Here is a 26,329-nt window from a genome sequence, read left to right as displayed (position 1 = left end):
TGGCTCGCGGCTTCTCCGCATCTCACCAAGCGGATCAAGCGCAAACTCAAAAAGCCCAGAAAGAAAGGCAGAAAAATGAGAAGCAAGAACCCAATCCCACTCAAGATTTTACTGCAACTTGTTTCAAGTTGGAAACATCTTTTTGTTTGGAAAGAGGAAGTTTCAGTTTCTTATTTATACCCCAAGTTTGGCGACAGTTTTTTCCAATCATTGATACAGCAAGACTTTTCGGATTTCAAGCATGAAAATGTAGTACCTAATTTTATTCTGATAAATTAGCTGTTTTTGTGGTAATTTATCGCTTATTTTGGTATAATTTTCGTAGTCCCGTAATAATCGGAAGGTGACTACGTTGTTTCTGAAAAAATCCAGCACAACTATTAACGGAAAAAGGTATCATCATTACAAAATTGTCGAGTCATACCGTGATGGAAACAAGGTGAAACACCGCATCTTATTTAACGTTGGAACACTCACAGATGAGCAGGCAGAACAATTGAGGTTGGCATTACAGGTTCAAAGCAACCCTTCCCTTGTGATAGCTAAGGAAAATGACATTGTAGTGACGAAAAGTCTATCCTACTTGAATGTCATGATACTGCATCAATTATGGCAGCAATGGAATTTAGAGCGGTTCTTTTCTGAGGATCGGTGGGTGGAAGCTCTGGTGATTAACCGCTGCATAGACCCTACCAGTAAGATTCGGTTACAGTCTTGGACTGCCAATACTATCCTGCCTGCAGTGATCCCTGCATTACGAACCTATGATGAGTATGATGTCTATCGGGAACTCGGTCGACTTGCCAAGCAAGAAGATGATTTACAAGTCTTCTTGTACGAACAATTAAAGAAACGTCAGCGTATCCATTCGGAGGCCTTCTTTTACGACATTACTTCTTCCTATTTCGAGGGAAGCCGATGTGTGATTGCCAAGTTAGGTTACTCCCGTGACCATCGCCCGGATCGGGAACAAATTGTGATTGCATTGATGATTACTCCCGAAGGTTATCCCTTTTATTGGCGTGTTTTGGAAGGCAACACCCAAGACATCACAACGATTGAAGCGTTGGTTCGAGATGTCAGACAACGATTGGGCATCGAACGTTGTACACTCGTGTTTGATCGAGGGATGGTTTCAGCAGACAATTTGAAAACAATTGAGCAACAGCAGTTGAAGTACGTATCTGCCATGGATAAAGATGAAATTCGCACCACTTTACTCGACAAAGTCATGCCAGATCCCGCAACGCCCGAGGACTGGGAACAAGTTGTTGCCATGAGGGAATTTCGCCCGTGGGACGAGAATGAGTTCCTGTTTTATCGCCCTATCGTACTAGGCGACAGCCGCTACATTGTAACTTTCGATGTACAACGTTTTCTGGATCAAACAAAGCATCGAAAACATCAGATGCAAAACGTTGAACAATCCATCAGCCAGATCAATGAAAGCCTGCGAAACGCTAAGAAATCACGCAAGTCTGAAGTGGTAGAGCGAGAAGTGAACCAACTCATAGCCCGTAAAGGGTTGAAAAAACAGGCGAAGGTTACCATTGAACCCCTTTCTCTAACTGTTGCAACACCCAAGGGGAATACTCGTTCAGTAAAAAGTTTCCAAATCAAATTGGAATGGCTGGAAGACCAAATCAAAAATGCTGCCCGACTGGATGGATTGACTTGCTTCATTACGAACCTGAGTATGGAGGAAGCAGATGACCGTGAAGTCATTGAATTCTACCGGCGAAAAAACAAAGTAGAAGAAACGTTTCATGAAATTAAATCACATCTGCAATTGCGCCCGATGCATGTCACACGTACGGAGCGGGTCAAGGCACATGTTACGGTCTGTATGCTGGCAAATTTCCTCATGAATGATATGGAAGTTCAGTTAAAAGCCGCTAATCACAACTGTTCTCTAATTGATGTTCTAGACGATTTGCAATCTTGCCAACTTCATCGACTTGAAATCACAACATCCGGGAGAAAAATGCTGAAAGTACAAGAGGTTTCAGATCAACAAAAACAATGGTTACAGGCATTACAATGTGGAGAAGTGGTGCAGGAGAAATTCAAAAAACAAGTATTGAAAAAAGCCGAAGGCTGGTTGTAGTACCTAAACGAGAAACCCAGGGTGCTACAACCCTTGCTACGACTGATATTGGAAAATTATGTCGCCAAACTTGGGATTAAAAAAAAATGCTCATTGATCCAACGGATACGTATGTCATTCAATATCCATATTTATCTAAATAATGAATTAATATCCATACTCAAAGAGAGTAGGTGACTACTCTCTGATACCGAGCAGACTGATCGTTTCACAAATACGGTAAAATATAACAAAATATTCCATTTCACCCAATCGTTCTAAGCACCTATGAATATTTCAGGTAACTGAATAAATCAACCCATTCAGCCCTTTTTTTGATTTTACTGTATCAATAAAAAAAGAAAGAAACAACGGATTGCTTCTCTCTTTTTGTTTTCCTTTTTTAGCCCGCACAACAAGATAACTTGGATACATCTTTATCAAATGTCAGAGCTGCCAATTTCAGCCCTTCTGCCATTGTTAAATATGGGGCAAGGCTTTCACGTAAATCTTCAATCGTAAGCCCAAATTTTACGGCTAATGTACCAGCGTATATCACATCGCCTGCGTTTTCAGCAACAATATGCACACCCAATATCTTTAAGGTTTTGGCATCAGCAACCAATTTGAATACACCTGTGGTTTCACGATTGACTAACGCTCTTGGAACTGCTTCTAACGGAAGAACTGATGATTTGACTTCATATCCTTGTTCTTTTGCTTTCTCTTCGGTAAGACCGACAGAAGCAACGGATGGGTTGGTAAAAGTGACCCCGGCTAGGGCTTCAAGGTTGGCTTTACGCTTAAGACCGCCAATTGCATTATCTGCAGCAATTCCTCCTTGATATGCAGCTACATACACGAATTGAGGACTCATAGTGACATCGCCAGCAGCATAAATTCGTGGGTTTGTCGTACGTAAATAATCATCAACAAGAACTTCTCCTCGTCTTCCAGTCTTAACGCCAGCTACTCCAAGATTTAATGCTTCTGTATTTGGTATGCGTCCAGTGGAAATAAGAAGTTGTTCCGCTTCAATCACTCTCTTTTCGCCATTTACAGTTATATGGACTTTCTTCAATCCGTCTTCTTGTTCAACACGTTCAAATGTTGCTCCCGTAATCAAATGAATACCTTGATCAGTCAACGCCTTGGTTATCGCTTCTGAAATCTCTGGGTCATAATCTTTGAAGACCCGTGGGCTACGTTGCATCAAGGTAACTTCGACACCTAAGTTATGGAACAGTTGCCCAAGCTCCATACCAATATATCCTGAACCAATCACTGCAAGTCGTTTTGGCAATTCTTTAAGCTCTAGTAATGTAGTGCTTGTTAAGTAAGCCACTTTTTCTAATCCAGGGATATTCGGAACAGACGGGGAAGCACCAGTAGCAATCAAAAACCTCTTGGTTGTTAGTTGCTTTCCATTCACCTCAACTGTGGTTTCATTAACAAATTTTGCTTCGCCTCGGATAAGTTCAAAGCCATATTCATCAATTAAATTTACATATTTTTCTTCACGAAGCTTGCTAACTAATTCATCCTTTTGTTCAACAAGCTGGCGAAGATCCACTTGACCAACTGATGTATGTAATCCGACAAAGGGATTACTTTTTGCCAAATGATTAATTTCTCCTGCTCTAAGCAATGTTTTGGAAGGAACACAACCGATATTTACGCAAGTTCCCCCAACTGTTCCACGTTCAATAATTGCAACCTTTGCACCATATTCCACCGCTTTAATGGCTGAGGAAAATGCTGCTCCACCGGAACCAATAATTAGAAAATCATAGTCACCCTCATCACCGAGAACAAGAGCATCATCAGATTCAATCAATACCGAATCTCCAGACTGGTATTTTGCCTCATTGATGGCTTTTTGAGCAGTTTCAATTCCAACATCATCTGGTAATTCAAACGTAGCTTCATAGCGATTAAAATTGGCATCTATATTAACAGCACCAATTTTTTTAAGTGCAGTTGCAACATGTTCTTCACAGCCGCTGCAAGTCATGCCATGAACATTGATCCGGTATTTTTTCATTTATTAACCTCCAATTATGCCAAAGCCATATTTTGTAATTGATGTTTTAATTTGCTTTACATCGGTTTTTTTATCATCAAAGGAAACAGTGACTTTCCCCGTGCTTCCCTTAGGTTCAACGTCTACCTTGATGACACCGGTGACCTCTGAAATTAAATCCTGAACCACAGAAGGCGGACAGCACTCAAGTCCAGTAACCGTGAACGTTGCCGTTTGGCTCGCAACAACTGTGCTTGTATTTGTAGTTTTTACAGTTGCCGCTGATTTTTCATTGTAAGCACATGCCGTACTCAATAATAAAACGGACGCTATCACCATAATTCCCATTGTTTTCATAGAAAACACCCACCTTTATATAAGTCCTCTTTCAACCAACTCTAAAAAAAGAAATGAACCTAAAACTAAAACGGTAGTCGTCCATAAAGTGATGACCGTACTTTTAGTTTTTCGTTTTCGTCCATAAACCAAATAAAACGAAACCCCAAGAAATAATAACGTCATGATCTTGAGAAACAGTTGGTACTTGATTGAAAAAATCGCTAACGTTCCTGCCAAACCAGACAAACCAAGAGGAATGAGAATTAAAGGTCCGAGACAGCAGCCGGACATAAGAAAAGCGGAAAATACAGCACCACAGCTTGTTAGTTTTTCTCTCAAATTCATTCACCTCGTTTTCTCCCTGGAACTGAGCAACAATCGTGTACTGTGTCTTTTTTTGCTTGTTTGTTTGATCGTTTGAACATCATCAAAATGGAAATCATAAATATAACTGCCAAAATAACACTGGCGGATGTTTGATGGTCGCTAAAAAACTGACCAAGCGTTGTGCCCACAAGTAGAGGAAGAATCAAAACGAGATGACAAGGACAGGAAAGCAAGGCTAAAAAGCCCCAACCCCATGTTTTTGCGTTTTCTTTCACTGGTGCCCCTCCTTTTCTTTATTGTCCATTAACGCTTCGATGATTGGGCATTCATGGATTGCCTTTTCATCCGGACATCGGTTTTTTAAGTCCGTTAGCATACATTCAATTCTCTGAAGATCTCTAATTTTTTTCCTAACATCATCAAGTTTATGAACAACAAAATCATACATATCCGCACATCTTACTTCGTCCTTGTCGACAACGCCTAGTAATTTATGAATTTCTGTTAAAGTAAAACCCAGATCTTGAATTCGCTTAATAAACAAAATCCGATTAACCGTTTCATCGGAATACAATCGATAACCCGAATCAGTCCTTGTAGGCTCAGAAATCAAACCCATTCGTTCGTAATACCTAATTGTTTCTTTATTGACATTGCATGTCTTCGCAATTTCACCGATACGGTACTCCACTAAGATCACCTCCAAAGTAATTATATTATAAACCCTGTACTAAAGTACAGGGTCAAGGAGTGTATTCATTATTTCATTATTTTTCTCGAACCAATATTTCTATAGACACATGTGTAACATTGTGCTAGTAAAAAATTGTAGTATTCCTTATAACCACATTATTTTATGCTTCAACATCGCAGTATTCTATTCGATTACCACTTAGCCTACTTAAGTAGTAAGTATCCAGAACGATTTCCTGTTTAATCCTGTTTACCATCACTTGTGATACGGTTCACCCCGCTGGATGCGAAATGCCCGATAAATCTGCTCAAGCAAAATGACCCGCATCATTTGATGGGGGAACGTGAACTTTGAAAAGGACAGTTTCAGATTGGCGCGGTCCAGTACCGATTTGTGCAGCCCCAGCGATCCTCCGATGACAAACACGAAGGAACTGTACCCCTGCCCGACAATTCGATCCAAATACTCCGCCCAGGCTTCTGACGTGAACGCCTGCCCCTCAATCGCCAGGGCGACCACGTAGTCCCGTTCTTTTATTTGAGCCAGAATTCGCGAGGCTTCCTTCGCTTTAATCGCCTCTTCCTGCGCTTCCGAAGCATTGTCCGGGGTCGGTTCATCGGGCACTTCCACACTCTTCACTTTCGCATAGACACCAAGCCTTTTTTCATATTCGGACGCGGCTTGCACCCAGTATTTCTCCTTCATTTTGCCAACCGTAACAACCGTTATGTTCATTGCTCGTCCCTTGTCACAAGATATTTGGCTGGCTCTCCACAAAACTGGCATTTCGAACTCGGCTCGTCAAATAAGGTCGTTTCTTCAATCAATCGCAGCTCAGGCGGTTGTTCATATGTATTTACGAACTCATCCAATGCCATTTCAATATGTTCTTCACACGCTGTAATCATGCCGCACACCTCCACGTTCGTTGTATTATATCATGTTTCAAATTCGTTTTTCCAAAAACAAAGGATTGCCGCAAATTCGAACGGCAATCCTTTGTTCTATCTACCCTTATTTCAACTTATTTCAACTCTGTAAGTGTAACGGTTGCAGTCTGCTCTTTGTTCTGCCTGTAAAAAATGACCTGTACCGAATCACCCGGCTTCTTGCTGAACAGATGTTTGCGCATATCCAGGAACGTCTTGATTTCGACATTGTCGATTTTCGCGATGATGTCCCCTTTTTGAATTCCAGCCTTGTCAGCCGGTCCTCCCGGTACCACCTGGCCTACCACCACACCGTGGTTAATTGGAAGACCCTCCCGTAAGCTTTCCGGGACGTCTTTTACATCCCCGCTGATTGCCAAACCAAGCGCGGGACGCACGACTTTTCCTTTTGTCATTAACTGTTCGATGATCGGCTTCGCTTCATCAATCGGAATTGCGAATCCAAGTCCTTCGATTCCCGAAGAAGCAATTTTCGCCGAGTTGATCCCGATCAGCTGCCCTTTGATGTTTACCAGTGCACCGCCGGAGTTACCGGGGTTAATCGCTGCATCCGTTTGCAGAACCGCCTGTTCATAAATGACCTGACCCCGCTGATTCTGCATCGGAATCTTCCGGTTCTTCGCGGAAATGACTCCTACGGTAACAGTTTGTTCAAACTCGCCCAACGGGTTGCCGATTGCAATAGCCGGTTCTCCCGTATGCAGCGCTTCCGAACTGCCAAATTCCACCGGTTCAATGTCCCTGACCTTGTCTGCCGGAACCTGCAATACAGCCAAATCGGTATATTCGTCCGTTCCCAGAACTTTGGCTTTAATCGGTTCCTCGTTCACTCGAATCTCTACTTCAGAAGCCCCTTCCACCACATGGTTATTGGTGACAACATGCCCCTGTTTGTCAATCAGCACGCCCGAGCCTTTCCCTGCCTCTTCTGTACCGTGGGAGAAAAAACCTGCCGCTTTCTGCAAATTCACAACCGTTACCACAGCGGGTTTCACGCGATTCACAGCGCTCACAACATCGGAGTTGACCACCGTAACGCTTTGAGCAGGAAGCTTGCCATTTGAAGACACTGTTTGAGTCGCTTCCGGCATCTTGATAATATTCGCTTTAAGCATCGCAGGAACCATGAGCAGCGTGGTGCCGGACCCAACCAAAGCGGCAATTATAACAGATGCTACCCAGGACCCGGAAGATCTCCGCTTGGGTTTTACATCGAAATCATCGTAGAATCCCATGAAAGTGCTCCCCTCCTGAAGGAATCTAATGCCGTAGTATGGACCACGGCATAATTACATTATACAAATGTACCGCTTTTTTTCACAATATTTCTGACTGATTTCCCATTAAATGTTCACAGACTAGGTAATACTTAGTAATAACCAATTTAGAGAGGAGTGAAACCCATGAAAAAAAGCCGTCTCTTCGCTGAGGTCGACTTGATTTCGCAGATTGCGGACCTGAAACAGATTGATTACAAAAACACATTAATTTTAACCGCTTTAATTGAACTGCTTGTGGAAAAAGGGCTAATCAGCCGTACGGACGTCCTGCATAAAGCGGAAGTGCTCGATCATGAGCTGGAACATCAGATTGAACAACAGCTTACATCCTCCGGCCATTAAAATGCGGCCGGCTATTCCCGGGGTTTGATCTCTAAAAGCGGCGTCGGCTTGTCGGGATATGTGCGGTGCAGCCGAACCTTCTTTGAAGCTGCCTCCAGAATCCCCTGCACCGTGATTTCCGCCAAATCAGGGTAATTATTCTCTTGTGAAAGGTGCGCCAGCAGGACGTCTTGCGTCCGTTCCGACATAATGTCGATCAAAGCCTCACCGGCCGCCTCGTTCGACAAGTGCCCTTTGTCGCTTAGGATTCTCTTTTTTAGATACCAAGGGTAAGGGCCCACCCGAAGCATGTTCACATCATGATTGCTCTCCAGGATATAAGCATCGGAATCGGCAACCGTTTCTTTCACGCGGGAGCTCATATACCCAAGGTCGGTCGCCAACGTCAATTTGTTCGACCCATGATAGAATATGTAACCGACCGGCTCCCTTGCATCGTGAGACAAGGGAAACGGTTCAATCAGCAAATCTTCAAATTCCAGCTGGTCCCCTACCGCAATCACTTTTCGAGAGGCTTCACAATAATCTTTCATCAATCCGTGCAAATCGTGCCACGAGCCTTCTGTCGCATAGATTGGCACCTCAAGCCGGTCGTATTCTTTTTTCCGGCGTTCGCTGATTACCTTACGGGCCACAACACCGATTCCTTTAATATGATCGGAATGTTCATGTGTCACCAGAATCGCATCCAAGTCTTCCAAGGATACTGAAATCTCCGCCATCGCCGCTTCGATATGCTTGCACGCAACTCCCGCATCAATCAAGATTCGGGTTTTGTCCGTCTCCACATAGACCGCATTCCCCGAACTTCCACTCGCAAGCACACTAAACCGCAGCATTTCCTGATCCTCCTGTTTCTCCCATCATCGTGCCATTTCCACTTCGCCGGTTAATGCATTTACGTAGTAGACTTCCTTGTCGGTCAGAATCCTCCACATCGGGATCAAATACCACTCGTCTGCATTAAACGGTTTGCTGTTATAGCCGATCCGAATCTCTTGTATCACCCTATTATCGGTTCTCTTTTCCGATTTGTCCATCGACTCGAATAAGGACCGCAGCGCGTGTAAAGCAGATATCACCTGTTTTTTTGCCTCGCCTTCGCCTACCACTTCTAAAGCGGTTTGGTGATAGCGGGTAACTTTTTCGGATTGGACCTCGACTTCCAGCGATGCGGAAAAAATCGGATAGTTCTTATAAACCTGCAGGTACTGAATGACGCCGGAACCTTTATTCTCTTTCCGAATACGGTCAAACTGGTAGATCTCGCGCGGCCAGATGTGGAAAGCCAATTGGGTCATCACCTTCTCACCCGGCTTGTCCTCATCCGGACTGGCGGACAAGTTCTTCTCTGCGAGTTCGACAGATACTTGCCCGGGTCCTGCATAGTAAAGCTTAGGAACGCTAATTCGTCTGCTCCAATCTTCTTTTGGTAAAGAAAGATAACGAACCTTCAGAAACCCCAACTCTGGTGTTGCTTTGGGCACCTCTGTCCGCAGCTCCCATTTTTGAGAGGCCAGCAGCTCGCGAACCTCAGTTAGCTGCTCGGTAAAAGATTGCACGTAGCTCGCCTGTTCCGTGCGAACCTTCCAATACTGAAACCCAAGTACAAGGTCCAACAAGAAAAACGTTACAATCAGATAGGTTTTCGCCCGACTCCAGTCCACGTGCTCACTCCCCCGAATTCTGCCATTTCTCTCCCGTTTGTGCGTCGAACATCATCGTGGATGTCCGTTCAGATTCCACCACCCACACCGGAAATAAGCGAATTCGTCCATCCGCTTCTTTGGGTGCATAGGCCAAATACAATTCCCCGGCTTGTGACACAATGGAGGCATGGGGAGGTTGAATCTCCACCAATTCTTCTTTCACTCTTGCTCCCAAATACAGCAGGTTCCGTGACATCTCCACTACTTCATTTCCGTTGAGAATGACCCGTATCCCCGTAAATTGCGGCAAAACCGGGAGCCCCGCTTCATATTCGGTAAAAAGATACTCCCTGCTGGAACCGGCCCAGACAGTTTGCAAACTTCCGATATAGGAACCCTGCATGCCCCCGTGTTCATTGACAAAAGCAACTGCCCTTTGAAAGGAGTTGTCTTTCGGGATTGTTTGCTGAGGTTTGTCATAGGGCAGTGAACTTGAATATCGAATCTGCTTCCCCTTCGAAGAGATCTGTACCGTGCGGTTTCCATCGGTTACAATTAAAGAGCCGTCCCGTTCCTGAATTCTTCGGGTTAATGTGGGATCGACAAAAAACGTTCTCGCCAAGGCATCGGTTGGAAGCATCGCTTTCTCATAGGTGAGTACGGGTACCGTCATCTTTTCATGGGGAATCCAAAACGACCTTTTCCCGTCATTGTGTTCGACGGATTTCGGAAGTGTGATCCATTCGGGTACATATTCGAACAAGCGAGAGGGTGCAGCGACCCTCCCCCGGTACATCGGTTGATCACCTTCCGACAGCACAAGATGGCTTGTCCCGGCAGAATCCCGAAAGACGGTAATCGAGGATACCTTCATATGAAAAGAATTTGGTTCGACCATCTTCAGGACCTGTGCAATTTGTTCCTCGTTCATTCCAACCCGAAAGCGAAATTCAATATGGGGGCCGGAACGAATCAGCTGTTTGATTGACTCGGGATTATCGACGGGTACAAGTTCCCTTAAGGCGAGCTTTTTTAACTCCTCCCATGCTTGTTCGTACGGTTTCGTAAAAGGATGAAGAACCGTTCCGCTTTTATCTTCGAAACGAACTTGGATTCGAACGGGCAGCAGCACTTGCTCAACCGTTTTGCCCACCCCGAAAACCGGATTTGCAATATAACCGCCTTGGTCCACCGGTTCAAACACAGGTGTGTTATTCCATAATCCGATCGATAATCCGATCGATAAAGCCACCAATAGGAGCAAAAGCCCACTCTTGATCGTTTCAAATCGTTCACTCGTCACGCGATCCCCTCCTTTGCCAGAGGAAGCGTGAAGATAACTGTTGTCCCTTGGTCAACAACACTCTCAATCCGAATGGTTCCGCCATGAGCTTCGATGATTTGTTTGGCTATTGACAATCCCAGCCCGGTACCGCCAAGTTTTCTTGAGCGGGCTTTATCCACCCGGTAGAAACGCTCAAATATTCGGGGAAGATCTTGCGGCGGAATTCCCATCCCGGAATCCACTACCTTTACTTGCATAACATCCTGTGCGGAAGCTGCCTCTAATCGGATCATGCCTTTTGGAGGAGTGTGTTTGATTGCATTTGACACCAGATTGTCCAGAACCTGATCCAGCTTGTCAGGGTCCGCACATACATTGGGCAGGGAGGATGTGGTATCAACAAAAAGCGAGATCTCCTGCTGTCGGCATTGGAACGCAAAACGGTCAGCCACATCATCAAGAATTTGCACCAAGTTAACCGGTGTAAAAGACCATTGCATCTTCCCCGCATCCAACTTTGACAAATGAAGCAATTCGCCGACCATACGGACCATTCGATCCGTCTCATTATGAATAACCTGCAGAAATCTTGTTCGCAGCACAGAATCTTCTACAGCTCCGTCTTCCAATGCTTCCAGATAACTTTTAATCGTAGTGAGAGGTGTCCGAATCTCGTGCGAAACATTCGCTACAAAGTCCCGACGTGCCTGTTCCTCCCGTTCCTCTTCCGTTTTGTCCCGGATGACGATGACGAGACCCGTGTTTCCTTGTTCGCCCCGAATCGGGGATGCATATGCTTGAAGGATCCGTCCTTTCGGACCTTTAAATTGCATTTCCCTCCCTGCCAGAAGAGAACCTGATGAATCCGATTCTTCGTCGATGATGAGAAGTTGGCTGATCGGTTGGCCAACCGGGTCTTCTTGACAGTCGAGCAGCAGCTTTGCAGCCGGGTTGATCAGCAGGATTTGATTGGAAGAGTCGACCGCAATAACTCCGTCACTAAGATGAGTCAAAATGGCCTCCAGCTTTTCTCTTTCCTGCTCATTCTCCGAAAGTGCTCCTTTTAACCGTTGAATCAAAAAATTGAACGTTTCTCCCAACTGCCCGATCTCATCATCGCTGCGCACATGCACCACTTGGTTAAAATCTCCCCGTGCCATGGCCTTTGCTTTCTTTGTAATCTCCACAATCGGGTTTGTTATAGTTCGGGCGAGTGCCACACCCAGGATCGCAGTCATCGCCAAAGCAATTAACAAACCGGTGTAGAACATCATATTGATCTCTTTGATAGTCTTATAAATCTTGGTCATCGGAGCGATCATATAGACCGCTCCAACCACTTCCGATCCGTTTTTAACCGGGACGGCCAGGAAAGTATATCGCTGACCGGTCTGAGCGTCCTCCCGGATCACTTCATCTTTTGTTCCCAGTAATGCACGGGTGACTTCTGTTCGCAGCCGTTTTTGCCCGACATAGGACCGGTCAACCGATGTGGAAAGTATGGTTCCGGTTTTATTGAGTACATAAATTTCAGATTCCGCGGAAGCAAAAGATGCGATCAAATTGTCGATATCTTTGACCGTATCAGGAGTGATCTCCTTTTCCATATACCGTTCCATCTGTCCGGAAATAAACCGTGCCTGCGTGTTGACGGTTGTCGAAAAATTTCCCAAGAAATAAGAATTCACCGAGCGGATGAAATAAACTCCGATCAATTGCATGGCAAATAAGATGAGCAGCAGGTAGATCAGCACCAATTTCCCCCGGATGCTTCGAAACACTTGCCTACCTCCTCATGGAATATCCAACCCCCCGACGGGTCAGAATATATTCCGGATCACTGGGATCTGTTTCAATTTTTTCCCGCAGCCGGCGAACCGTAACATCGACTGTACGAATATCTCCGAGGTAGTCAAACCCCCACACTTCATGCAGAAGATGTTCGCGAGTGAGCACTTTTCCCCGGTGTCTGGTCAGATACACCAACAGCTCAAACTCTCGGTGTGTGAGATCGAGAACCTCGTTATTCTTTGTTACTTGATAAGTCGATGTATCGATCACCAACTCTCCAATTACGTATCGCGGTTTGGTATTGGAGAACATCTCGCTGTTCTGGCGGCGGAGATTCGCCTTAACCCGGGCCACCAGTTCCCGGGACGAAAATGGCTTTGTTACATAATCGTCGGCCCCCAGTTCGAGTCCGAGAACTTTGTCAATCTCCGAATCGCGTGCCGTTAACATGATAATCGGAACCGCAAGAAAGGAACGAATTTCTTGACAGACCTGAAACCCATCCTTTTTTGGAAGCATAACATCAAGCAAAATGAGGTCGGGGTGTTCGGTGTTCGCCAATTCGACCGCTGTTTCTCCATCATTCGCGACTACTACCTCATATCCGTCTTTTTCGAGAGTGAATTTTAATATATCCGCAATCGGAAGTTCATCTTCCACGATCATAATTTTTTGATTCATGTTGTCCACCCTTTCTCTTTAACCTGCCTACCCAATTATTTACTTCAATTGTTGCATCAAAATTCCTTCAGGGCAATTGTTCCAAGCATGGAAAAGCCTTTCTTGGCCACACTAAGAATACTCAAGGACGGGCAGGAGCCTAGTCTTGCACATTCGATCAAAAGCACTAGCCAGGAAAGGAATAGATGCACATGGAGAACACTAACCGGAAGAATCAATACCAAAAAAATCAGACCCAACCTTTGAAGATGCAAAGCACCGAAACGCAAGCCCATCAAATGTCCGCCCGTCAAGTTGGGAAAACGATGACACAATCTTTGCAAACTCGAACCGATGAGTTTGATCCAAATAAGGAGCAGGCGGTTCTCGCTTCGTTCAAAGACCCCGATGTAGCACAAAAAGCTTCCAATGAACTTCAGAAAATGGGTATTGAAACGGTACAGATTGACCGGGTATCACCTTACCCAGGGCAGCCCACCCAAGAATTGCGAAATCCGATCACCGGAAAGATCCCGGGCCTTGGAGAACTTACTTTGGGAATGGAACCGATATCCAGCCAGAATGCAGGCGTGCTGATGGCAGCCGATCCTTCCGCCAGCGGCTTGTCGGGGCCGCATGTGTCCGGCGAGGACATTTTGATGACCGTAGTGTGCCCGAAAGATCAAGTAGAGCAGGTCGTTCAGGTGATTCAATCACATGGTGGAAACACGTAAAAAGCGGGTCAATTGACCCGCTTTCTGGATAAAACAACAAGCAGGTCAACGACCTGCTTGTTCAAGTGGTGGCTCGGGACGGAATCGAACCGCCGACACGAGGATTTTCAGTCCTCTGCTCTACCGACTGAGCTACCGAGCCACTAACAACTTTTTATATAGTACTGGACTCCCCTCAAGAAGTCAACCATTTTAAAATCCCAACACTGATCCCGCTACAACGACGACCAAGTAAACGGACACTATTCCTGCCATCGCAAGCAGCCATACGTCTTTATCCTTTTGTTTAAATCCTGCCAACACGTACATGATTCCACATCCTATGATGCCAATCACTATTAGAGTTAATAATGCACTGTAAAACACGTGATGTCCTCCCATAATTCCAGCTGTGTCTGAAGGAGAAATGAGGAAGCAGGCAGACTTGATCAGACATCTGCCTCTTCCTCCTCGTATTTATTTAAGGCAGCAGACTCAGCATCGCAAATTTCTTGTTTAATACAGTTAATTCCTTAATCGACTGATCGGTTAAAGAACTTAAATTTTGCATGAGGCCAAGTTCTTTCCCAGCACTGTCATTTGCCTGTCCGATCAATCCCAGTACCTTACGATTTGCATCAGCGACTTTACCAATTTCACCAACTGTATTGGTAGTAACAGAATTCAAGCTGCCTAGGGCAGCAATGATTGCTGATTCTGTCTCTGTAATCGAATTCAAACTGTTATTTGCATCCGTTAAATTTGGAATAACACCGGTACTCAGTTTATTGTTCATTGTTTCGACACCCTGTACAATGTCTGAAATTGGGCTTACAACATTTAATGTCTCGGAAGTCAAGTTGCTCGCATGTTGTACCTGCCCCAAAATATTCCCAAAGGTTGAATTCATGGTTTGCTGGTTTACTATTTGATGATACGTCCCCCATAAGAAAACTCCGCTGGCAACGACAGAGACCAAAGTCGAAATGATTTTTATCATATAGTACCTCCTATGGCAGTCCCGGCAATCCCGGTAATCCGGGTAGTCCCGATGATCCAGATCCTGAGCCCGGCAGTCCTCCCGGAACTGGCAATCCTCCTCCGGAACCTCCGGGGTTTAAAGCTTTATTTATAGATCCCACATGTTTAAAGTTTTTCACTCCTTGCCGTAACTGGACAATCAGCGCATCCAGCTGATTGTTCAACTGTTGAGAAACATTCTGGGCTCCGACAACGTTCCCGTACAACGAATTGAGTTTGGCGCCGCTTGCAATCACATCCTGTGTGGTATTCGATCCAATCGTATTCAGGCTGTAAGTCAATTCAACCGTCTTTTTCTGTAGAGACAGCAACGTCACCATCAGATCTCGCGCCTTTTCGTTGTATACAAGTTGTTGATCCAATTGAGCCTGTACCTGGTTATTTAATTCAATCTGCTGACCAAGTACTTCATTTTGTTTCTTCGCAAGGGCCATTTTTTCTTCTAATTGGGCAACCTTATCCTTTAACTGCGCACTCTCATCAGCAATTTGGTTCACCGTTTTTGAAAGTTCTGTCGTCAAACCAAATATGTCATATTTTGCTAGATTCTGCAATCCATCTCCTGCCTTAGCTAAAAGTGGAAAAGATAGAGCAAGAACGGCAAGTGCACCTATTGTGATATTTTGACTTCTGGATAATTGCATGTCGTTCCCCCCTAATGAGGTAAGAAATTTGTCTTCTGATTCATTTGTTTCAAGTTGTTTGTGGCCGCTGTTTGTAACTGTATCATGGTCTGCAAATTATTGATTACGTCGTTATTAATTCCTACTGTTTGACTCAGGCTGAGATTCAACTGTGCAATCAGTTGATTGATCTGGGCTAATTGATCTCCGGCAAAATTGGTGTTCGTACTGTTATCATTTACCGCTTTCAAAGTTCCACCGATGATTGTATGAAGATTACTCAGTCGATCTGCCGTTGAACGACTTCCCGATTGTAATTGATCCATTTTTACGTCTAGCTCACCACTCACCTTTTTGATCTCACTTAAGACTAGCAACTGGTCGTTCGTCTGCGCAGTGACATTCCCGGTTTGAGCAAGAATCTGATCAAGTTCCTCGCTTTTACTAGCCAGTCCTTTGCCTAACCACAGTTGTGTTAAGGTATTAAAAGCGATCACCACTAAACATATATTGATTGCGTATGGTTTTAATTTAGAGATAAGGGGAGTTAATTTAGATAATTTAGACATATAACCCTCCTGATTTAAGGCATTTTTCGATTTAAATTATCTGAGGATTTTTTGATTTCTCCCAGCCAATACACATCCGAGTCAGTGGTTTGTTTGAGCTGAGACAGATAATTTTTCAAGGTATTATTCGATTCCAGCAGTTGTGTTAAAGTTTGTTTGATTTTTGTCAACTGCTGCCCGGATGCTCCTGTCAACCCGACATTCTGTTGATTCAGCTGCATAATTTGGGAGTTCGCGGCTACAACTTGTGCAACCAAGGAATCTATCTGCTGAGCTTTTGCGACAGATTCTCCAAATTTGTCATTTAACGCTTTAGTGGTTTGTAAACTCTGATTCAAAACATTGTTTTTTTCTTGTATTTCTTGTTGAACTGAGAGAAGTTGTTTGGTTGACTTAAGGTTTTCATTCATCCCTGTATCCAACTTCTTCATAGTGGATGTCATAACAATGGATTGAATCATCAAACCTGCGACAACTACAGTACCTATGGTCGATAAAACGGACTTAAGCTCCATTGTCATCCTCCTTATTTCAACGATGGCATTGACCTGTCTACCTCTTGAGTAAGCAATGCAGCGTCTTTTAATTTACTGTTTGCGTCCTGGTTAAGCTTATATACCGTTCCAAAGGTTTGCGCCAACTTTTGAGTTTGTGTAGTAAGGGAACTCATCTTTTGATACTGGACTCCAGTAGTGGAGTCTATCGAAGTAAGCGTTTTCACCAACTGCCTGGATAAGTCCCTTAATTGGTTTCCCAATTGAACTTGCTGATCAGTTACCTTTCTCAGATCCTCCAATCGGTTTACCGATTTTTCCAAAGAGCCCTGCAAAGTCGTTAGCTTCTCATTTGCTTGTTCCGTATAAATTGTGGCTGAATTTACATTATCCAAAGAGCCTAATATTCCCCCATTGATGTGGCCTATTCTATCGTTTGAGGAAGCGATTTTGTTTAAGGTACCGATCAGATCAAACTTATGAATATCTACATGAACGGGTGGAACGAAAGCGATCCCTCCTGCAATGACTGCCGAAGTAATCGCACCTACTACGGGGCTAACAGTACGTGCCGCCATTTGATCAACTCCTCCTGACCGGTTAGTTAAACCAAAATTCTGATAATTATGCCGAATATAATTCCGGCAGCTGCATACAACCAGATCGGTCGCTGCTTGCTTTTAATTTCCTTGCCTTCTGTTGTGCTCGCAGTTGTTTCAGTCCCAATATGCAGACTACTCTCTTTATCCATTTGTTCATAAATCGGGAGGTATCCGGAACCGTTATACATGGCTTCGATGCGGTCACCGTAATTTTGTAATACGGTCTTTTTTCGAACACTTAGTTTTGGGGTTAATTCTCCCGCTTCTATTGACAGTTCATTCGTAAGAATAACAGCTCGCTTAGGCCGTTCAAATCCTGCAAACTCAGCCGTAGCTCGAATTACTTCCTCTCGAATGAGCGCACGGATTTCGGGGTGCTGGACCCACGCGCTTCGATCTTCCCCCAATTGTTTTTCATTGGCTATGGGGCGAAGCGCTTCAAAATCGGGAATCAGCAGACAAGTTACATAAGTTCTGTTATCACCGATTAAGATCGCCTGGGCTAGATAAGGACTTAGCGAAATTTTGCTTTCAATTGGCCCGGGAGCCACGTTTTTACCTGTGGCTAACACCAGTATTTCTTTCTTGCGATCCACGATTTTGACATACCCGTCTTCGATCTCTACGACATCACCCGTATGCAGCCAACCGTCCTCTGTAATTGTCTTCGCCGTTTCCTCAGGTTGTTTGTAGTACCCCATCATGACGTTGGGGCCTTTTACAAGTAATTCCCCATCTTCCGCCACGCGTATCTTTACACCCGGAATCGGTCGACCCACTGTTCCCGGTCTGGACTTCCCAAATGGGTTCGCGCAAATCACGGGAGCGGATTCCGTCATCCCATAACCTTCATAAACCGGGATGCCCGCTGCGTCAAAGAACTTCGCGATATCTGCCGCTAATGCGGCCCCTCCGGATACGATCAATCTGAGTCTTCCGCCAAAACCTTTACGCAATTTTTTATAGATGAGCCGGTCGACCGGTAGGATGGTTCGAACGAAACCAGGAATTTTATCCATTTTTTGCTGGATTTTCGAATACACTTTTTCCAGAAGTCTTGGAACCGTAGCGAAAATCGTTGGTTTGACTTCCTGAAGATTATCCAAAATCTTTTCGATGCCTTCTGAGTATGCGATGGTGGCCCCACTCGACAGCAAGGCAAATTGTCCCACGGTTCGTTCAAAAATGTGCGACAAAGGGAGGAAAGACAAAGCTATGTCCGTTTCTTTGACTGGATTGTAAGCAAGAGCGGCTTGAACATTTGAAACAATATTTTTGTGTGACAACATGACACCCTTAGGTACTCCCGACGTTCCCGATGTGTGTACAATTGTGGCTAATTGCTCTTCGGAGATGGAGTGGATGTCCGGTTTGCTTATGCTGCCGGCGTGCTGCTTGCCAATTGCACACAGATCGGCAAATGACAGGACTTTTTGGTTGTGTGCGTTAATTTCGCCGGTGAACTGGACTACAAATTGGAGCTGTTGGGGCCAGTTCCGACTGACTTTCTGGAGCTGCTCAGCATCTTGTACAAATAAACAGCTGACATCCCCATTATTTAAAATAAACTCCACTTGTGAGGCTGGTAAGGTTGGATAAATTGGCACCACAACAGCCCCAACCGACATGATTGCATAATCGCTGATCGTCCACTGGGGACAGTTGGTTGATAAAATTCCCACTTTGTCCCCTTCTTTGACACCCGAGGCCTTTAACCCAATGGCCACTTCATTGATGGTGTCCCAAAATTCCTTGTACGTAATGCTGTGATACTGATCCCCCTTTTTGTAACGAAGACACTCCTTGTCAGGATAAGCCATGACAGATTCGAGCAAAAGTTCAAGAAGATTCATCCCCCACATCTCCCCCTGTAGAAGATATTATAGGTCTACAATAAAGGCATACGTTTGAAGTCTGACTTTTTTGACTGTTGAGTTTAAACTGGTAAGTATAATTTTTGCTAATAATATTTTTTTCGTCAACTAAAATTTTCAAGAAAGGATTGAACATCGATGTGAAGCTCCAACGAACACGGGTGACTTTCAAGGATGTTTCCTCATGCCGGACTTCACCCAGTCAAAGTTCCGCCAAATTTTAAAAGAGTTGCCCAAAATTAGGCAACTCTTTTAATGGCGGAGCTGACGGGATTCGAACCCGCGGTCTCCCGCGTGACAGGCGGGCATGTTAGGCCACTACACCACAGCTCCAATAATGTTTTGTTAGTGGTGAGCCATGATGGACTCGAACCATCGACACCCTGATTAAAAGTCAGGTGCTCTACCGACTGAGCTAATGGCTCACAAATCAATGTCACCACTCTGTCACTGTTCCATAGCGGTCATCGCGGCGACAAGTAGTATCTTAACACGAAGCAACTTTTAAAAGCAACCCTTTTTCAATCATTTTTTGATAGGAATTCCTGGTTCCATTGCCATGCACAAAGACATAAAAACAGCACCCGAAGGTGCCGTCTTGGGATTAATAAATCGAGGTAACCGGAACTGTCTGTTCCCGGTTCGGGCCAATCGAGAAAATCGCCAGCGGTACTCCCGCAGCTTCCGCGATTTTTTCAATGTACGTACGTGTATTGGCGGGCAGTTCTTCGTAGGATTTAACGCCTGTGATATCTTCCGTCCAACCTGGCAGTGTTTCATAGATCGGTTCACACTTCGCGAGTACCTTTAAGCTCGTTGGAAACTCTTTCAGAACTTCGCCGTTGTAACGGTACGCAGTACAGATTTTCAGTTCCTTAAGCCCGGTTAAGATATCAAGACGTGTAATTGCCATTCCATCCAAACCGGACACCCGTCTTGCGTGGCGAACAACAAGCGCATCAAACCAGCCTACACGGCGAGGACGCCCTGTAGTGGTACCATATTCGCGTCCGGTTTCACGGATAAACTCTCCTGTTTCATCCATCAGTTCTGTTGGGAATGGACCATCTCCAACCCGTGTGCTGTAGGCCTTCACAACGCCGATTACTTTGTTTATTTTGGTCGGGCCCACGCCGGCGCCGATACAAACGCCGCCCGCAACAGGATTTGAGGATGTTACATACGGATAGGTTCCTTGATCGATGTCAAGCATCGAAGCCTGTGCCCCTTCAAACAGTACATCTTTGCCCGCATCGATTGCTTCATTCAACACCACAGAGGTATCCACTACATATGGCCGAAATTCAGCTACATAGGAGAGATACTCAGTATAAATTTGATCAAAATCAAATCCTGGCACACCATAGATTTTCTCAAAAACCCGATTTTTCTCTTCCAGGTTGCGCTTTAATTTAGACGCAAATTCTTCCGGATCCAGGAGGTCCGTCATTCGAATTCCAACCCGTGCCGCTTTGTCCATGTAAGCCGGCCCGATCCCTTTTTTGGTGGTGCCGATTTTATTGCTGCCTTTGCTTTCTTCTTCCAATTCATCAAGCCGAATATGATAAGGCATTACAACATGCGCGCGGTCCGAAATGCGCAGATTGTCTGTTGAAACGCCGTTATTTCTTAAATACCGGAGTTCGTCAACGAGCGCTTTCGGATTTACCACCATGCCGTTTCCGATCACACAGATTTTCTCCGGGTAAAAAATTCCCGATGGAATCAAGTGCAGCTTAAACTCTCTGCCTTGAATTGAGATGGTATGTCCCGCGTTGTTGCCCCCTTGGTAGCGTGCGACAACACCCGCTTTTTCCGCCAGAAAGTCGGTGATTTTCCCTTTTCCTTCATCGCCCCACTGGGTTCCCACAACCACTAAGGTTGCCATACGGCAACACCTCCATTAGTCATTACAATTCCCCGGGACATTCCCTCGAAATTCATTCAATGTCCCTAAGTGAGTGTAGCAATAATGAGGCGGATCGTCAAGTAAAAACACGAACAATTTATCAGGTTTCGTTGAATTTGTTCGTATTATGAAAGTCGAAAATGCCCCGATTTTTGCCCTTCATTTTGTTTTCGGGTAAGCAGTTGATCTTGTACTCCGCCAAGCGCCAGTAAAGCAAGTACGGCCCCCGTCAATCCCATCAGCATATCCCACTGGGTATCCCAAACATCTCCCTGTAACCCTAAAAAAGCTTCGGCCGACTTGCCGGCAATCTTGGCAACCGCAAATTCGGTCAGTTCGTAGAACGCGCTAAATGAAAGACTTATCCCTGCAACAATGAACAACAGCAATTTCCCCCGCTTGAGCGGTGATTTCCTGAGCAATAGCTCTCTCAACAGAACAGCCGCTGTAACCCCTTCTGTGAAATGGACAAAACGGTCATAATGATTGCGTTGGAAATGAAATGTGTCCCGGAGCCAGTCAAAAAGGGGCATGTTTGCATACGTGTAATGACCGCCAATCGCGATAAATATGGCAGAGATCCAAAGCAAAACATAAGTGAGATTGGTAAATTTGAAACGCGGGTAAGTAAAAATAAGTAAGAGCACACCGAGAATCCCGGGAACGAGTTCCAAAAACCAAGTCAATAAATTTCTCGGGTGAATCACTGACCAGATAAGAACCGCAATATAACTGCTCAAGAATAGGATATGCAGGGTTTTATTCTTCATTGTGTTATACCCGTCCTTACGATACAGAAATTATTAAGAAACACATCGTTAATATGCACTGAATTTCAGGAATTATGAAATAAGCGCTTAACGAAAAGACCGGTACAGCTTAATGCTGTCCGGCCTCGTTATGAACTTACCGCCTCACGTTCAAGCGAGACGAACTTGTTGAAGTTTTTCAGGAACACGAGCTCCACCTTGCCTGTAGGGCCGTTCCGCTGCTTTGCAATAATAATTTCAATGATGTTCTTTTTCTCCGACTCGGGATCATAATAGTCGTCCCGGTACAAGAAAGCCACAATATCGGCATCCTGCTCGATAGAACCGGATTCCCGCAGATCAGAAAGCATTGGCCGTTTGTCTTGCCTTTGTTCCACTGAGCGGCTCAACTGTGACAACGCAATCACAGGCACATTTAATTCACGGGCAATCAATTTGAGAGTTCGGGAGATCTCGGAGATTTCCTGCTGCCTGTTATCTCCCTTGCCCCGCCCTTGAATCAACTGCAAATAGTCAATCAGAATCATGCCAAGTCCGTGTTCCTGCTGCAGCCGGCGGCATTTTGACCGGATATCGGCAACTGTGATCCCCGGTGTATCATCAATAAAAATGGGCGCTTCCGCCAGGGAACTGACAGCCATGGTTAATTTCGGCCAATCGTCATCGTCGAGATATCCCGTTCGCATTTTTCCCGCGTCAAGGTTCGCTTCGGCACACAAAATACGCTGAACCAGCTGCTCTTTCCCCATTTCAAGAGAAAAAATGGCCACCGGAACCCCAGCCCTTACCGCTACATTCTGAGCGATGTTAAGGGAAAAAGCTGTTTTCCCCACAGAGGGACGGGCAGCTACGATAATCAGATCCGATTTCTGAAAACCGGACGTCATCCGGTCCAAATCCGGATATCCGGTGGGGACACCGGTTACCCCACCCTTGTTTGCATACAGAAACTCAATTCTTTCAAACGTGGTGAGCAGAATATCCTTAATCGGAGTAAATCCGCGGTTGATCTTTTCATTGGACAACTCGGAAATTCTACGCTCCGCTTCGTCGATCAAGCCAACCACATCGTCGGTTCCTTCGTATCCGGAAGTGGCAATCGAAGTGGCAACTTTAATCAAACGGCGGACAACAGCTTTTTCCTTGACAATGGTTGCGTAGTAATCAACATTGGCCGCGGTCGGTACCGTATTCGCCAAGGTCGCCAGATAGGAAACGCCGCCGATTTCCTCGATTTGCCCCAGATTCTGCAGATGCGCAGTCAGAGTTACGATATCGACTGGCTCTCCCCGATCGGCTACTTCGATCATGCCTTCATAGATCTTCTGATGGCTCGTGCGATAAAAATCTTCCGTTTTGAGAATCTCGGTTACGGTTGTCAGAGCGTCCGGTTCGATCAATACGGCACCCAGTACAGCTTGTTCCGCTTCAATATTCTGGGGAGGTACACGCTCTATCAGTTGTTCATCCATACAGCGACCCCCTTTGGAGACTAGCTGACTTTCTCAATCTGTTCCCCAAATACAAGAGCCAACACGTCTTCGATGGTGTTCACCGTCGTCACTTGTATCTCAGTAGTATCATTCGGCACATCCGGAGCATTTTCCTCCGGAACAAGCACATGGGTCAATCCTGCTTGGCGCGCTCCGAAAATTTTCTCAACAATTCCGCCGACCGGTTTCACTCGCCCCTGAATCGAGATTTCACCTGTGATCCCAATCCATTGCGGAACCGGCTTCGCGGTCACCGCAGAGTAAACCGCCAGGAAAATGGCGATTCCGGCAGAAGGTCCATCAATTCGGCCCCCTCCTACCGCATTGATATGCACATCAAAATCGGCCAGGTCTTGACCGGTCACACGTCGGAATACCGCGGCGGCATTAAATACGGAGTCCTTCGCCATGGAACCGGCAGTATCATTGAAACGCAGGCGCCCCTTCCCCTTCTCAGCAGCAGGAAACGCCACTGCTTCAATCTCGATTACAGAGCCCAGGAAGCCTACTACACCAAGCCCGTTCACCCGCCCCACTTCGGAACGCTCACGGTCTTTCCGGCGGACATAAGGGTGCAAGCGCCCCATCTGCAGCACTTCTTCTACATCCTGTACACCGAGTACGTTTAATTCCCGATTCAACTTGCCTTCCTTATACTTCAATAATCCGTAAGCGTCCGACAATACGTTCACCGCTTTGCGGCCTTCGACCGTATAACGTGCTATCAGTTCAGCTACACCCGATTCAATTGACACTCCAAGACGCGCGGCGGCCCCTTCAACTATCTGTTCCACTTGCTGCGGTACAAGAGGTTCAAAGAACACTTCCGCACAACGTGACCGGAGCGCGGGATTGATTTCGGAAGGGTCGCGCGTTGTGGCACCGACTAAGATGAAATCGGCAGGCGCGCCTTCTTCAAACAATTTTTTAATATACTTCGGCACATTCGGGTCATCGGGATCAAAATAAGGAGAATCAAATTGAACCCGCTTGTCCTCAAGCACTTTCAACAATTTGTTTTGCAGGACGGGATCGAGCTCGCCAATTTCATCAATAAAAAGCACCCCGCCATGCGCTTCTGTGACAAGCCCCGGCTTCGGTTCAGGAATCGCCGTATCCGCCAAATCCCTCCGCGCTCCCTGGTAAATCGGATCATGCACTGATCCCAGGAGCGGGTTTGTGATATCACGAGGATCCCAACGCAAGGTGGTACCGTCAACCTCAACAAATGGTGCATCAGCCGCAAACGGCGTGGAACTTAACTGCGCGGCTTCTTTCAAAGCGATGCGCGCGGCAGTTGTCTTCCCCACACCTGGAGGTCCATAGATGATCACGTGCTGCGGGAAAGGAGATGCCAATTTTGAAATCAGCGAACGGATTCCTTTCTCTTGCCCGACAATATCATCTAACGCTTGCGGACGTACCAATTCCAGAGTGGAACCGGTCAAACGGATATGCTCCAACTTCTCCAACTTCGCATACTTTTTCAGGGTTTGGGCATTTTCCGGCCCGGTCTTTTCCTTGATCAATTGGGTTCGAATTTCCTGCAGATATTCTTCATGGCGTTCCTGCATCTTCTCGTTGACCTTTGCCTCAAGCTCCGCTTCCACGGAACGGCGGGCCAACATGTCAGCCAAAGCCTCTTCCACTTCCTGCAGGATTTCGGGGATTTGTTCTTTTGAAGGTCTTTCGGTAATATTCGGATTCTCGAACACAATACGCTGAAGCGCAATCACCCGATCTGTGAGATCGGATGAGCGCATCAAATTAAGCGCTTCCAGCTTCCCTGCCCGGAGAACCAGCTTGTCTGCGCCATGAACACTGCTTAACACTCCAAACAACGCGGTCACTTGTCGACGGAGCGCTTCTTCGTTTTCCAGCTTCTGATGCAGCGTACTATTTGGAATAATATTGAGTTTTTCCAGCAGTTTTTTCATCATGATCTTACTCCGCTTGCACTTGGACGCGGAGGTCTGCAGAAACTTCCGGATGCAATTTGACCGGTACAATGGCAGTGCCCAATGCTTTAATCGGTTCATCCAGAAGAATTTTGCGTTTGTCCACTTTAAGCTGCATTGCCTCCAAGGCGTCAGCAATTTGTTTGCTGGTAATCGAGCCGAACACGCGTCCGCCCTCGCCAGCTTTGGTTTTCAGCGTTACAACCGTGTTTTCTAACACCGCTGCCAACTTCTTTGCTTCTTCGAGTTCTTCTTGCGCTCTTTTTTCATTAGCTTTGGTTTGTGCCTGTAGTTTATTGATATTTGCTGCGTTTGCTTCGACAGCAAGCCCTTTTTTCAGCAGGACATTGCGGGCGTAAGCGTCGGATACCTCTTTCACTTCGCCTTTCTTTGCTTGTCCTTTTACATCCTGAAGAAAAATCACTTTCATAAAATAACCCTCCTTGCCTGCTTTCCCATTACCTCTGTTATACCATGAATCGACACTAGAAGTATTCAGGTAATATTCGAGCAGATTGGAAAATCTATATACTTCCAATCTATTTTTTGTTCTGATAATGGTGTTCGAGGACGGTCAGATCCCCTTTCCAAGAGTCAAATCCACAGTCTGCCTCGATATTCTGACGAATTCGCTCCAGAATCTGGTCGTCAAGCTCCGAATACCGGATTCCCAAGCGTCGTGCCAATAAGTAGCACAAGACCACAATATTGGCAAGGCAGTCCTTCAGCAAAGTCTCACTCCCCCGAAGAAATCCGCGGAACAACCCGGCCACGTTATCCATCAGTTCGCTTTTCAACCATTCGATCAACTTGATATTTTTGGCAATATCCAGGTCTTTCCGGGCATCAGACATGGC

At 45.6% G+C, this 26,329-nt stretch carries 30 protein-coding genes and 3 tRNA genes; 4 read left to right on the top strand and 29 right to left on the bottom strand.

Features of this window, described 5'->3' with window-relative positions:
* Window positions 1-245: hypothetical protein (locus ACFO8Q_RS04185; RefSeq protein ID WP_380024481.1), on the top strand; the 245-nt coding region annotated here is incomplete at its 5' end.
* Window positions 246-352: 107 nt separating this feature from the next.
* Window positions 353-2,107 carry an IS1634 family transposase gene (locus tag ACFO8Q_RS04180; protein WP_380024480.1) on the top strand — a complete coding sequence of 585 codons (1,755 nt, stop codon included), beginning with the start codon at window positions 353-355 and terminating at the stop codon, window positions 2,105-2,107.
* A gap of 382 nt (window positions 2,108-2,489) precedes the next feature.
* On the opposite strand, the gene merA is transcribed toward ACFO8Q_RS04180, so the two are convergent.
* The 8 genes from merA to ACFO8Q_RS04140 all read right to left on the bottom strand — a co-directional run bounded on the left by merA (window position 2,490) and on the right by ACFO8Q_RS04140 (window position 7,654).
* Window positions 2,490-4,130: a mercury(II) reductase gene (gene merA, locus ACFO8Q_RS04175; protein ID WP_380024479.1), complete on the bottom strand. Its 1,641-nt coding sequence runs from the start codon at window positions 4,128-4,130 to the stop codon at window positions 2,490-2,492.
* A 3-nt stretch (window positions 4,131-4,133) separates the two neighbouring features.
* Window positions 4,134-4,466, bottom strand: a complete 333-nt coding sequence (gene merP / locus ACFO8Q_RS04170) for a mercury resistance system substrate-binding protein MerP (protein WP_380024478.1) — start codon at window positions 4,464-4,466, stop codon at window positions 4,134-4,136.
* Window positions 4,467-4,481: 15 nt separating this feature from the next.
* Entirely contained in the window at window positions 4,482-4,793 is a 312-nt protein-coding gene (gene merT, locus ACFO8Q_RS04165) for a mercuric transport protein MerT (protein ID WP_380024477.1), read from the bottom strand.
* Window positions 4,790-5,050 (bottom strand): hypothetical protein, encoded by a 261-nt coding sequence (locus ACFO8Q_RS04160; RefSeq protein WP_380024476.1) that lies wholly within the window; start codon window positions 5,048-5,050, stop codon window positions 4,790-4,792. Before ACFO8Q_RS04160 ends, merT begins: the two co-directional genes overlap by 4 nt.
* Window positions 5,047-5,466, bottom strand: a complete 420-nt coding sequence (gene merR, locus ACFO8Q_RS04155) for an Hg(II)-responsive transcriptional regulator (RefSeq protein WP_380024475.1) — start codon at window positions 5,464-5,466, stop codon at window positions 5,047-5,049. The genes ACFO8Q_RS04160 and merR overlap by 4 nt, the downstream gene beginning before the upstream one ends.
* Window positions 5,467-5,724: 258 nt before the next feature.
* On the bottom strand, window positions 5,725-6,204 hold the full coding sequence (gene rlmH, locus ACFO8Q_RS04150; protein ID WP_380024474.1) for a 23S rRNA (pseudouridine(1915)-N(3))-methyltransferase RlmH: 480 nt from the start codon (window positions 6,202-6,204) through the stop codon (window positions 5,725-5,727).
* Window positions 6,201-6,377 (bottom strand): CxxH/CxxC protein, encoded by a 177-nt coding sequence (locus ACFO8Q_RS04145; RefSeq protein WP_380024473.1) that lies wholly within the window; start codon window positions 6,375-6,377, stop codon window positions 6,201-6,203. The genes rlmH and ACFO8Q_RS04145 overlap by 4 nt, the downstream gene beginning before the upstream one ends.
* A gap of 116 nt (window positions 6,378-6,493) precedes the next feature.
* Entirely contained in the window at window positions 6,494-7,654 is a 1,161-nt protein-coding gene (locus tag ACFO8Q_RS04140; RefSeq protein ID WP_380024472.1) for a S1C family serine protease, read from the bottom strand.
* Between the two features lie 168 nt (window positions 7,655-7,822).
* Here ACFO8Q_RS04140 and ACFO8Q_RS04135 point away from each other — a divergent pair, with 168 nt between their 5' ends.
* On the top strand, window positions 7,823-8,041 hold the full coding sequence (locus tag ACFO8Q_RS04135) for a hypothetical protein (protein ID WP_380024471.1): 219 nt from the start codon (window positions 7,823-7,825) through the stop codon (window positions 8,039-8,041).
* Between the two features lie 11 nt (window positions 8,042-8,052).
* Here the strand turns inward: ACFO8Q_RS04135 and ACFO8Q_RS04130 are convergent, their stop codons facing one another.
* From ACFO8Q_RS04130 to yycF, 5 genes are read right to left on the bottom strand one after another with little or no spacing between them, the layout of a single operon-like run.
* Entirely contained in the window at window positions 8,053-8,880 is an 828-nt protein-coding gene (locus ACFO8Q_RS04130) for an MBL fold metallo-hydrolase (RefSeq protein ID WP_380024470.1), read from the bottom strand.
* A 24-nt stretch (window positions 8,881-8,904) separates the two neighbouring features.
* Complete coding sequence (gene yycI / locus ACFO8Q_RS04125) at window positions 8,905-9,708, bottom strand: two-component system regulatory protein YycI (RefSeq protein WP_380024469.1); 804 nt, start codon at window positions 9,706-9,708, stop codon at window positions 8,905-8,907.
* 4 nt (window positions 9,709-9,712) lie between these two features.
* A complete protein-coding gene (gene yycH / locus ACFO8Q_RS04120; protein ID WP_380024468.1) occupies window positions 9,713-10,993 on the bottom strand; it encodes a two-component system activity regulator YycH in 1,281 nt (426 codons plus the stop codon).
* Complete coding sequence (locus ACFO8Q_RS04115) at window positions 10,990-12,756, bottom strand: ATP-binding protein (RefSeq protein WP_380024467.1); 1,767 nt, start codon at window positions 12,754-12,756, stop codon at window positions 10,990-10,992. Before ACFO8Q_RS04115 ends, yycH begins: the two co-directional genes overlap by 4 nt.
* A gap of 4 nt (window positions 12,757-12,760) precedes the next feature.
* On the bottom strand, window positions 12,761-13,447 hold the full coding sequence (gene yycF, locus ACFO8Q_RS04110; RefSeq protein ID WP_380024466.1) for a response regulator YycF: 687 nt from the start codon (window positions 13,445-13,447) through the stop codon (window positions 12,761-12,763).
* Window positions 13,448-13,638: 191 nt separating this feature from the next.
* Between yycF and ACFO8Q_RS04105 the strand changes: the two genes are divergently transcribed.
* Window positions 13,639-14,160 carry a hypothetical protein gene (locus ACFO8Q_RS04105; RefSeq protein WP_380024465.1) on the top strand — a complete coding sequence of 174 codons (522 nt, stop codon included), beginning with the start codon at window positions 13,639-13,641 and terminating at the stop codon, window positions 14,158-14,160.
* A 66-nt stretch (window positions 14,161-14,226) separates the two neighbouring features.
* Here the strand turns inward: ACFO8Q_RS04105 and ACFO8Q_RS04100 are convergent.
* The 16 genes from ACFO8Q_RS04100 to ACFO8Q_RS04025 form a co-directional block, all read right to left on the bottom strand.
* Window positions 14,227-14,302: transfer RNA gene (locus ACFO8Q_RS04100), tRNA-Phe, on the bottom strand.
* A 50-nt stretch (window positions 14,303-14,352) separates the two neighbouring features.
* Window positions 14,353-14,526 carry a hypothetical protein gene (locus tag ACFO8Q_RS04095; protein WP_380024464.1) on the bottom strand — a complete coding sequence of 58 codons (174 nt, stop codon included), beginning with the start codon at window positions 14,524-14,526 and terminating at the stop codon, window positions 14,353-14,355.
* Window positions 14,527-14,620: 94 nt separating this feature from the next.
* The gene (locus ACFO8Q_RS04090; protein ID WP_380024463.1) at window positions 14,621-15,139 is read right to left on the bottom strand and encodes a hypothetical protein; all 519 of its coding nucleotides are present in this window, start codon (window positions 15,137-15,139) and stop codon (window positions 14,621-14,623) included.
* 10 nt (window positions 15,140-15,149) lie between these two features.
* On the bottom strand, window positions 15,150-15,824 hold the full coding sequence (locus ACFO8Q_RS04085; RefSeq protein ID WP_380024462.1) for a hypothetical protein: 675 nt from the start codon (window positions 15,822-15,824) through the stop codon (window positions 15,150-15,152).
* An 11-nt stretch (window positions 15,825-15,835) separates the two neighbouring features.
* Complete coding sequence (locus ACFO8Q_RS04080) at window positions 15,836-16,372, bottom strand: hypothetical protein (protein WP_380024461.1); 537 nt, start codon at window positions 16,370-16,372, stop codon at window positions 15,836-15,838.
* Between the two features lie 14 nt (window positions 16,373-16,386).
* Window positions 16,387-16,887, bottom strand: coding sequence for a hypothetical protein (locus ACFO8Q_RS04075; protein WP_380024460.1), 501 nt, complete (start codon window positions 16,885-16,887; stop codon window positions 16,387-16,389).
* A gap of 11 nt (window positions 16,888-16,898) precedes the next feature.
* On the bottom strand, window positions 16,899-17,444 hold the full coding sequence (locus tag ACFO8Q_RS04070; protein WP_380024459.1) for a hypothetical protein: 546 nt from the start codon (window positions 17,442-17,444) through the stop codon (window positions 16,899-16,901).
* Window positions 17,445-17,470: 26 nt separating this feature from the next.
* The gene (locus ACFO8Q_RS04065) at window positions 17,471-19,321 is read right to left on the bottom strand and encodes an AMP-dependent synthetase/ligase (protein WP_380024458.1); all 1,851 of its coding nucleotides are present in this window, start codon (window positions 19,319-19,321) and stop codon (window positions 17,471-17,473) included.
* A 277-nt stretch (window positions 19,322-19,598) separates the two neighbouring features.
* Window positions 19,599-19,675, bottom strand: a tRNA-Asp gene (locus tag ACFO8Q_RS04060).
* 16 nt (window positions 19,676-19,691) lie between these two features.
* Window positions 19,692-19,767 (bottom strand) — tRNA-Lys (locus tag ACFO8Q_RS04055).
* 179 nt (window positions 19,768-19,946) lie between these two features.
* A complete protein-coding gene (locus ACFO8Q_RS04050; RefSeq protein ID WP_380024457.1) occupies window positions 19,947-21,230 on the bottom strand; it encodes an adenylosuccinate synthase in 1,284 nt (427 codons plus the stop codon).
* 146 nt (window positions 21,231-21,376) lie between these two features.
* Entirely contained in the window at window positions 21,377-22,021 is a 645-nt protein-coding gene (locus ACFO8Q_RS04045) for a DUF2238 domain-containing protein (protein ID WP_380024456.1), read from the bottom strand.
* Window positions 22,022-22,149: 128 nt separating this feature from the next.
* The gene (gene dnaB / locus ACFO8Q_RS04040; protein WP_380024455.1) at window positions 22,150-23,493 is read right to left on the bottom strand and encodes a replicative DNA helicase; all 1,344 of its coding nucleotides are present in this window, start codon (window positions 23,491-23,493) and stop codon (window positions 22,150-22,152) included.
* A 20-nt stretch (window positions 23,494-23,513) separates the two neighbouring features.
* Window positions 23,514-25,454, bottom strand: coding sequence for a Lon family ATP-dependent protease (gene lonC / locus ACFO8Q_RS04035; protein ID WP_380024454.1), 1,941 nt, complete (start codon window positions 25,452-25,454; stop codon window positions 23,514-23,516).
* A gap of 4 nt (window positions 25,455-25,458) precedes the next feature.
* Window positions 25,459-25,902 (bottom strand): 50S ribosomal protein L9, encoded by a 444-nt coding sequence (gene rplI, locus ACFO8Q_RS04030; protein WP_380024453.1) that lies wholly within the window; start codon window positions 25,900-25,902, stop codon window positions 25,459-25,461.
* A gap of 109 nt (window positions 25,903-26,011) precedes the next feature.
* The gene (locus tag ACFO8Q_RS04025; protein WP_380024452.1) at window positions 26,012-26,326 is read right to left on the bottom strand and encodes a MazG-like family protein; all 315 of its coding nucleotides are present in this window, start codon (window positions 26,324-26,326) and stop codon (window positions 26,012-26,014) included.
* Window positions 26,327-26,329 lie beyond the last annotated feature (3 nt).

The sequence above is a fragment of the Effusibacillus consociatus genome (assembly GCF_042652925.1).
GTDB classification, from domain to species: domain Bacteria; phylum Bacillota; class Bacilli; order Tumebacillales; family Effusibacillaceae; genus Effusibacillus; species Effusibacillus consociatus.
Note: the sequence above shows the minus strand (reverse complement) of the source record. Positions and strands in the feature narration are given on the sequence as shown.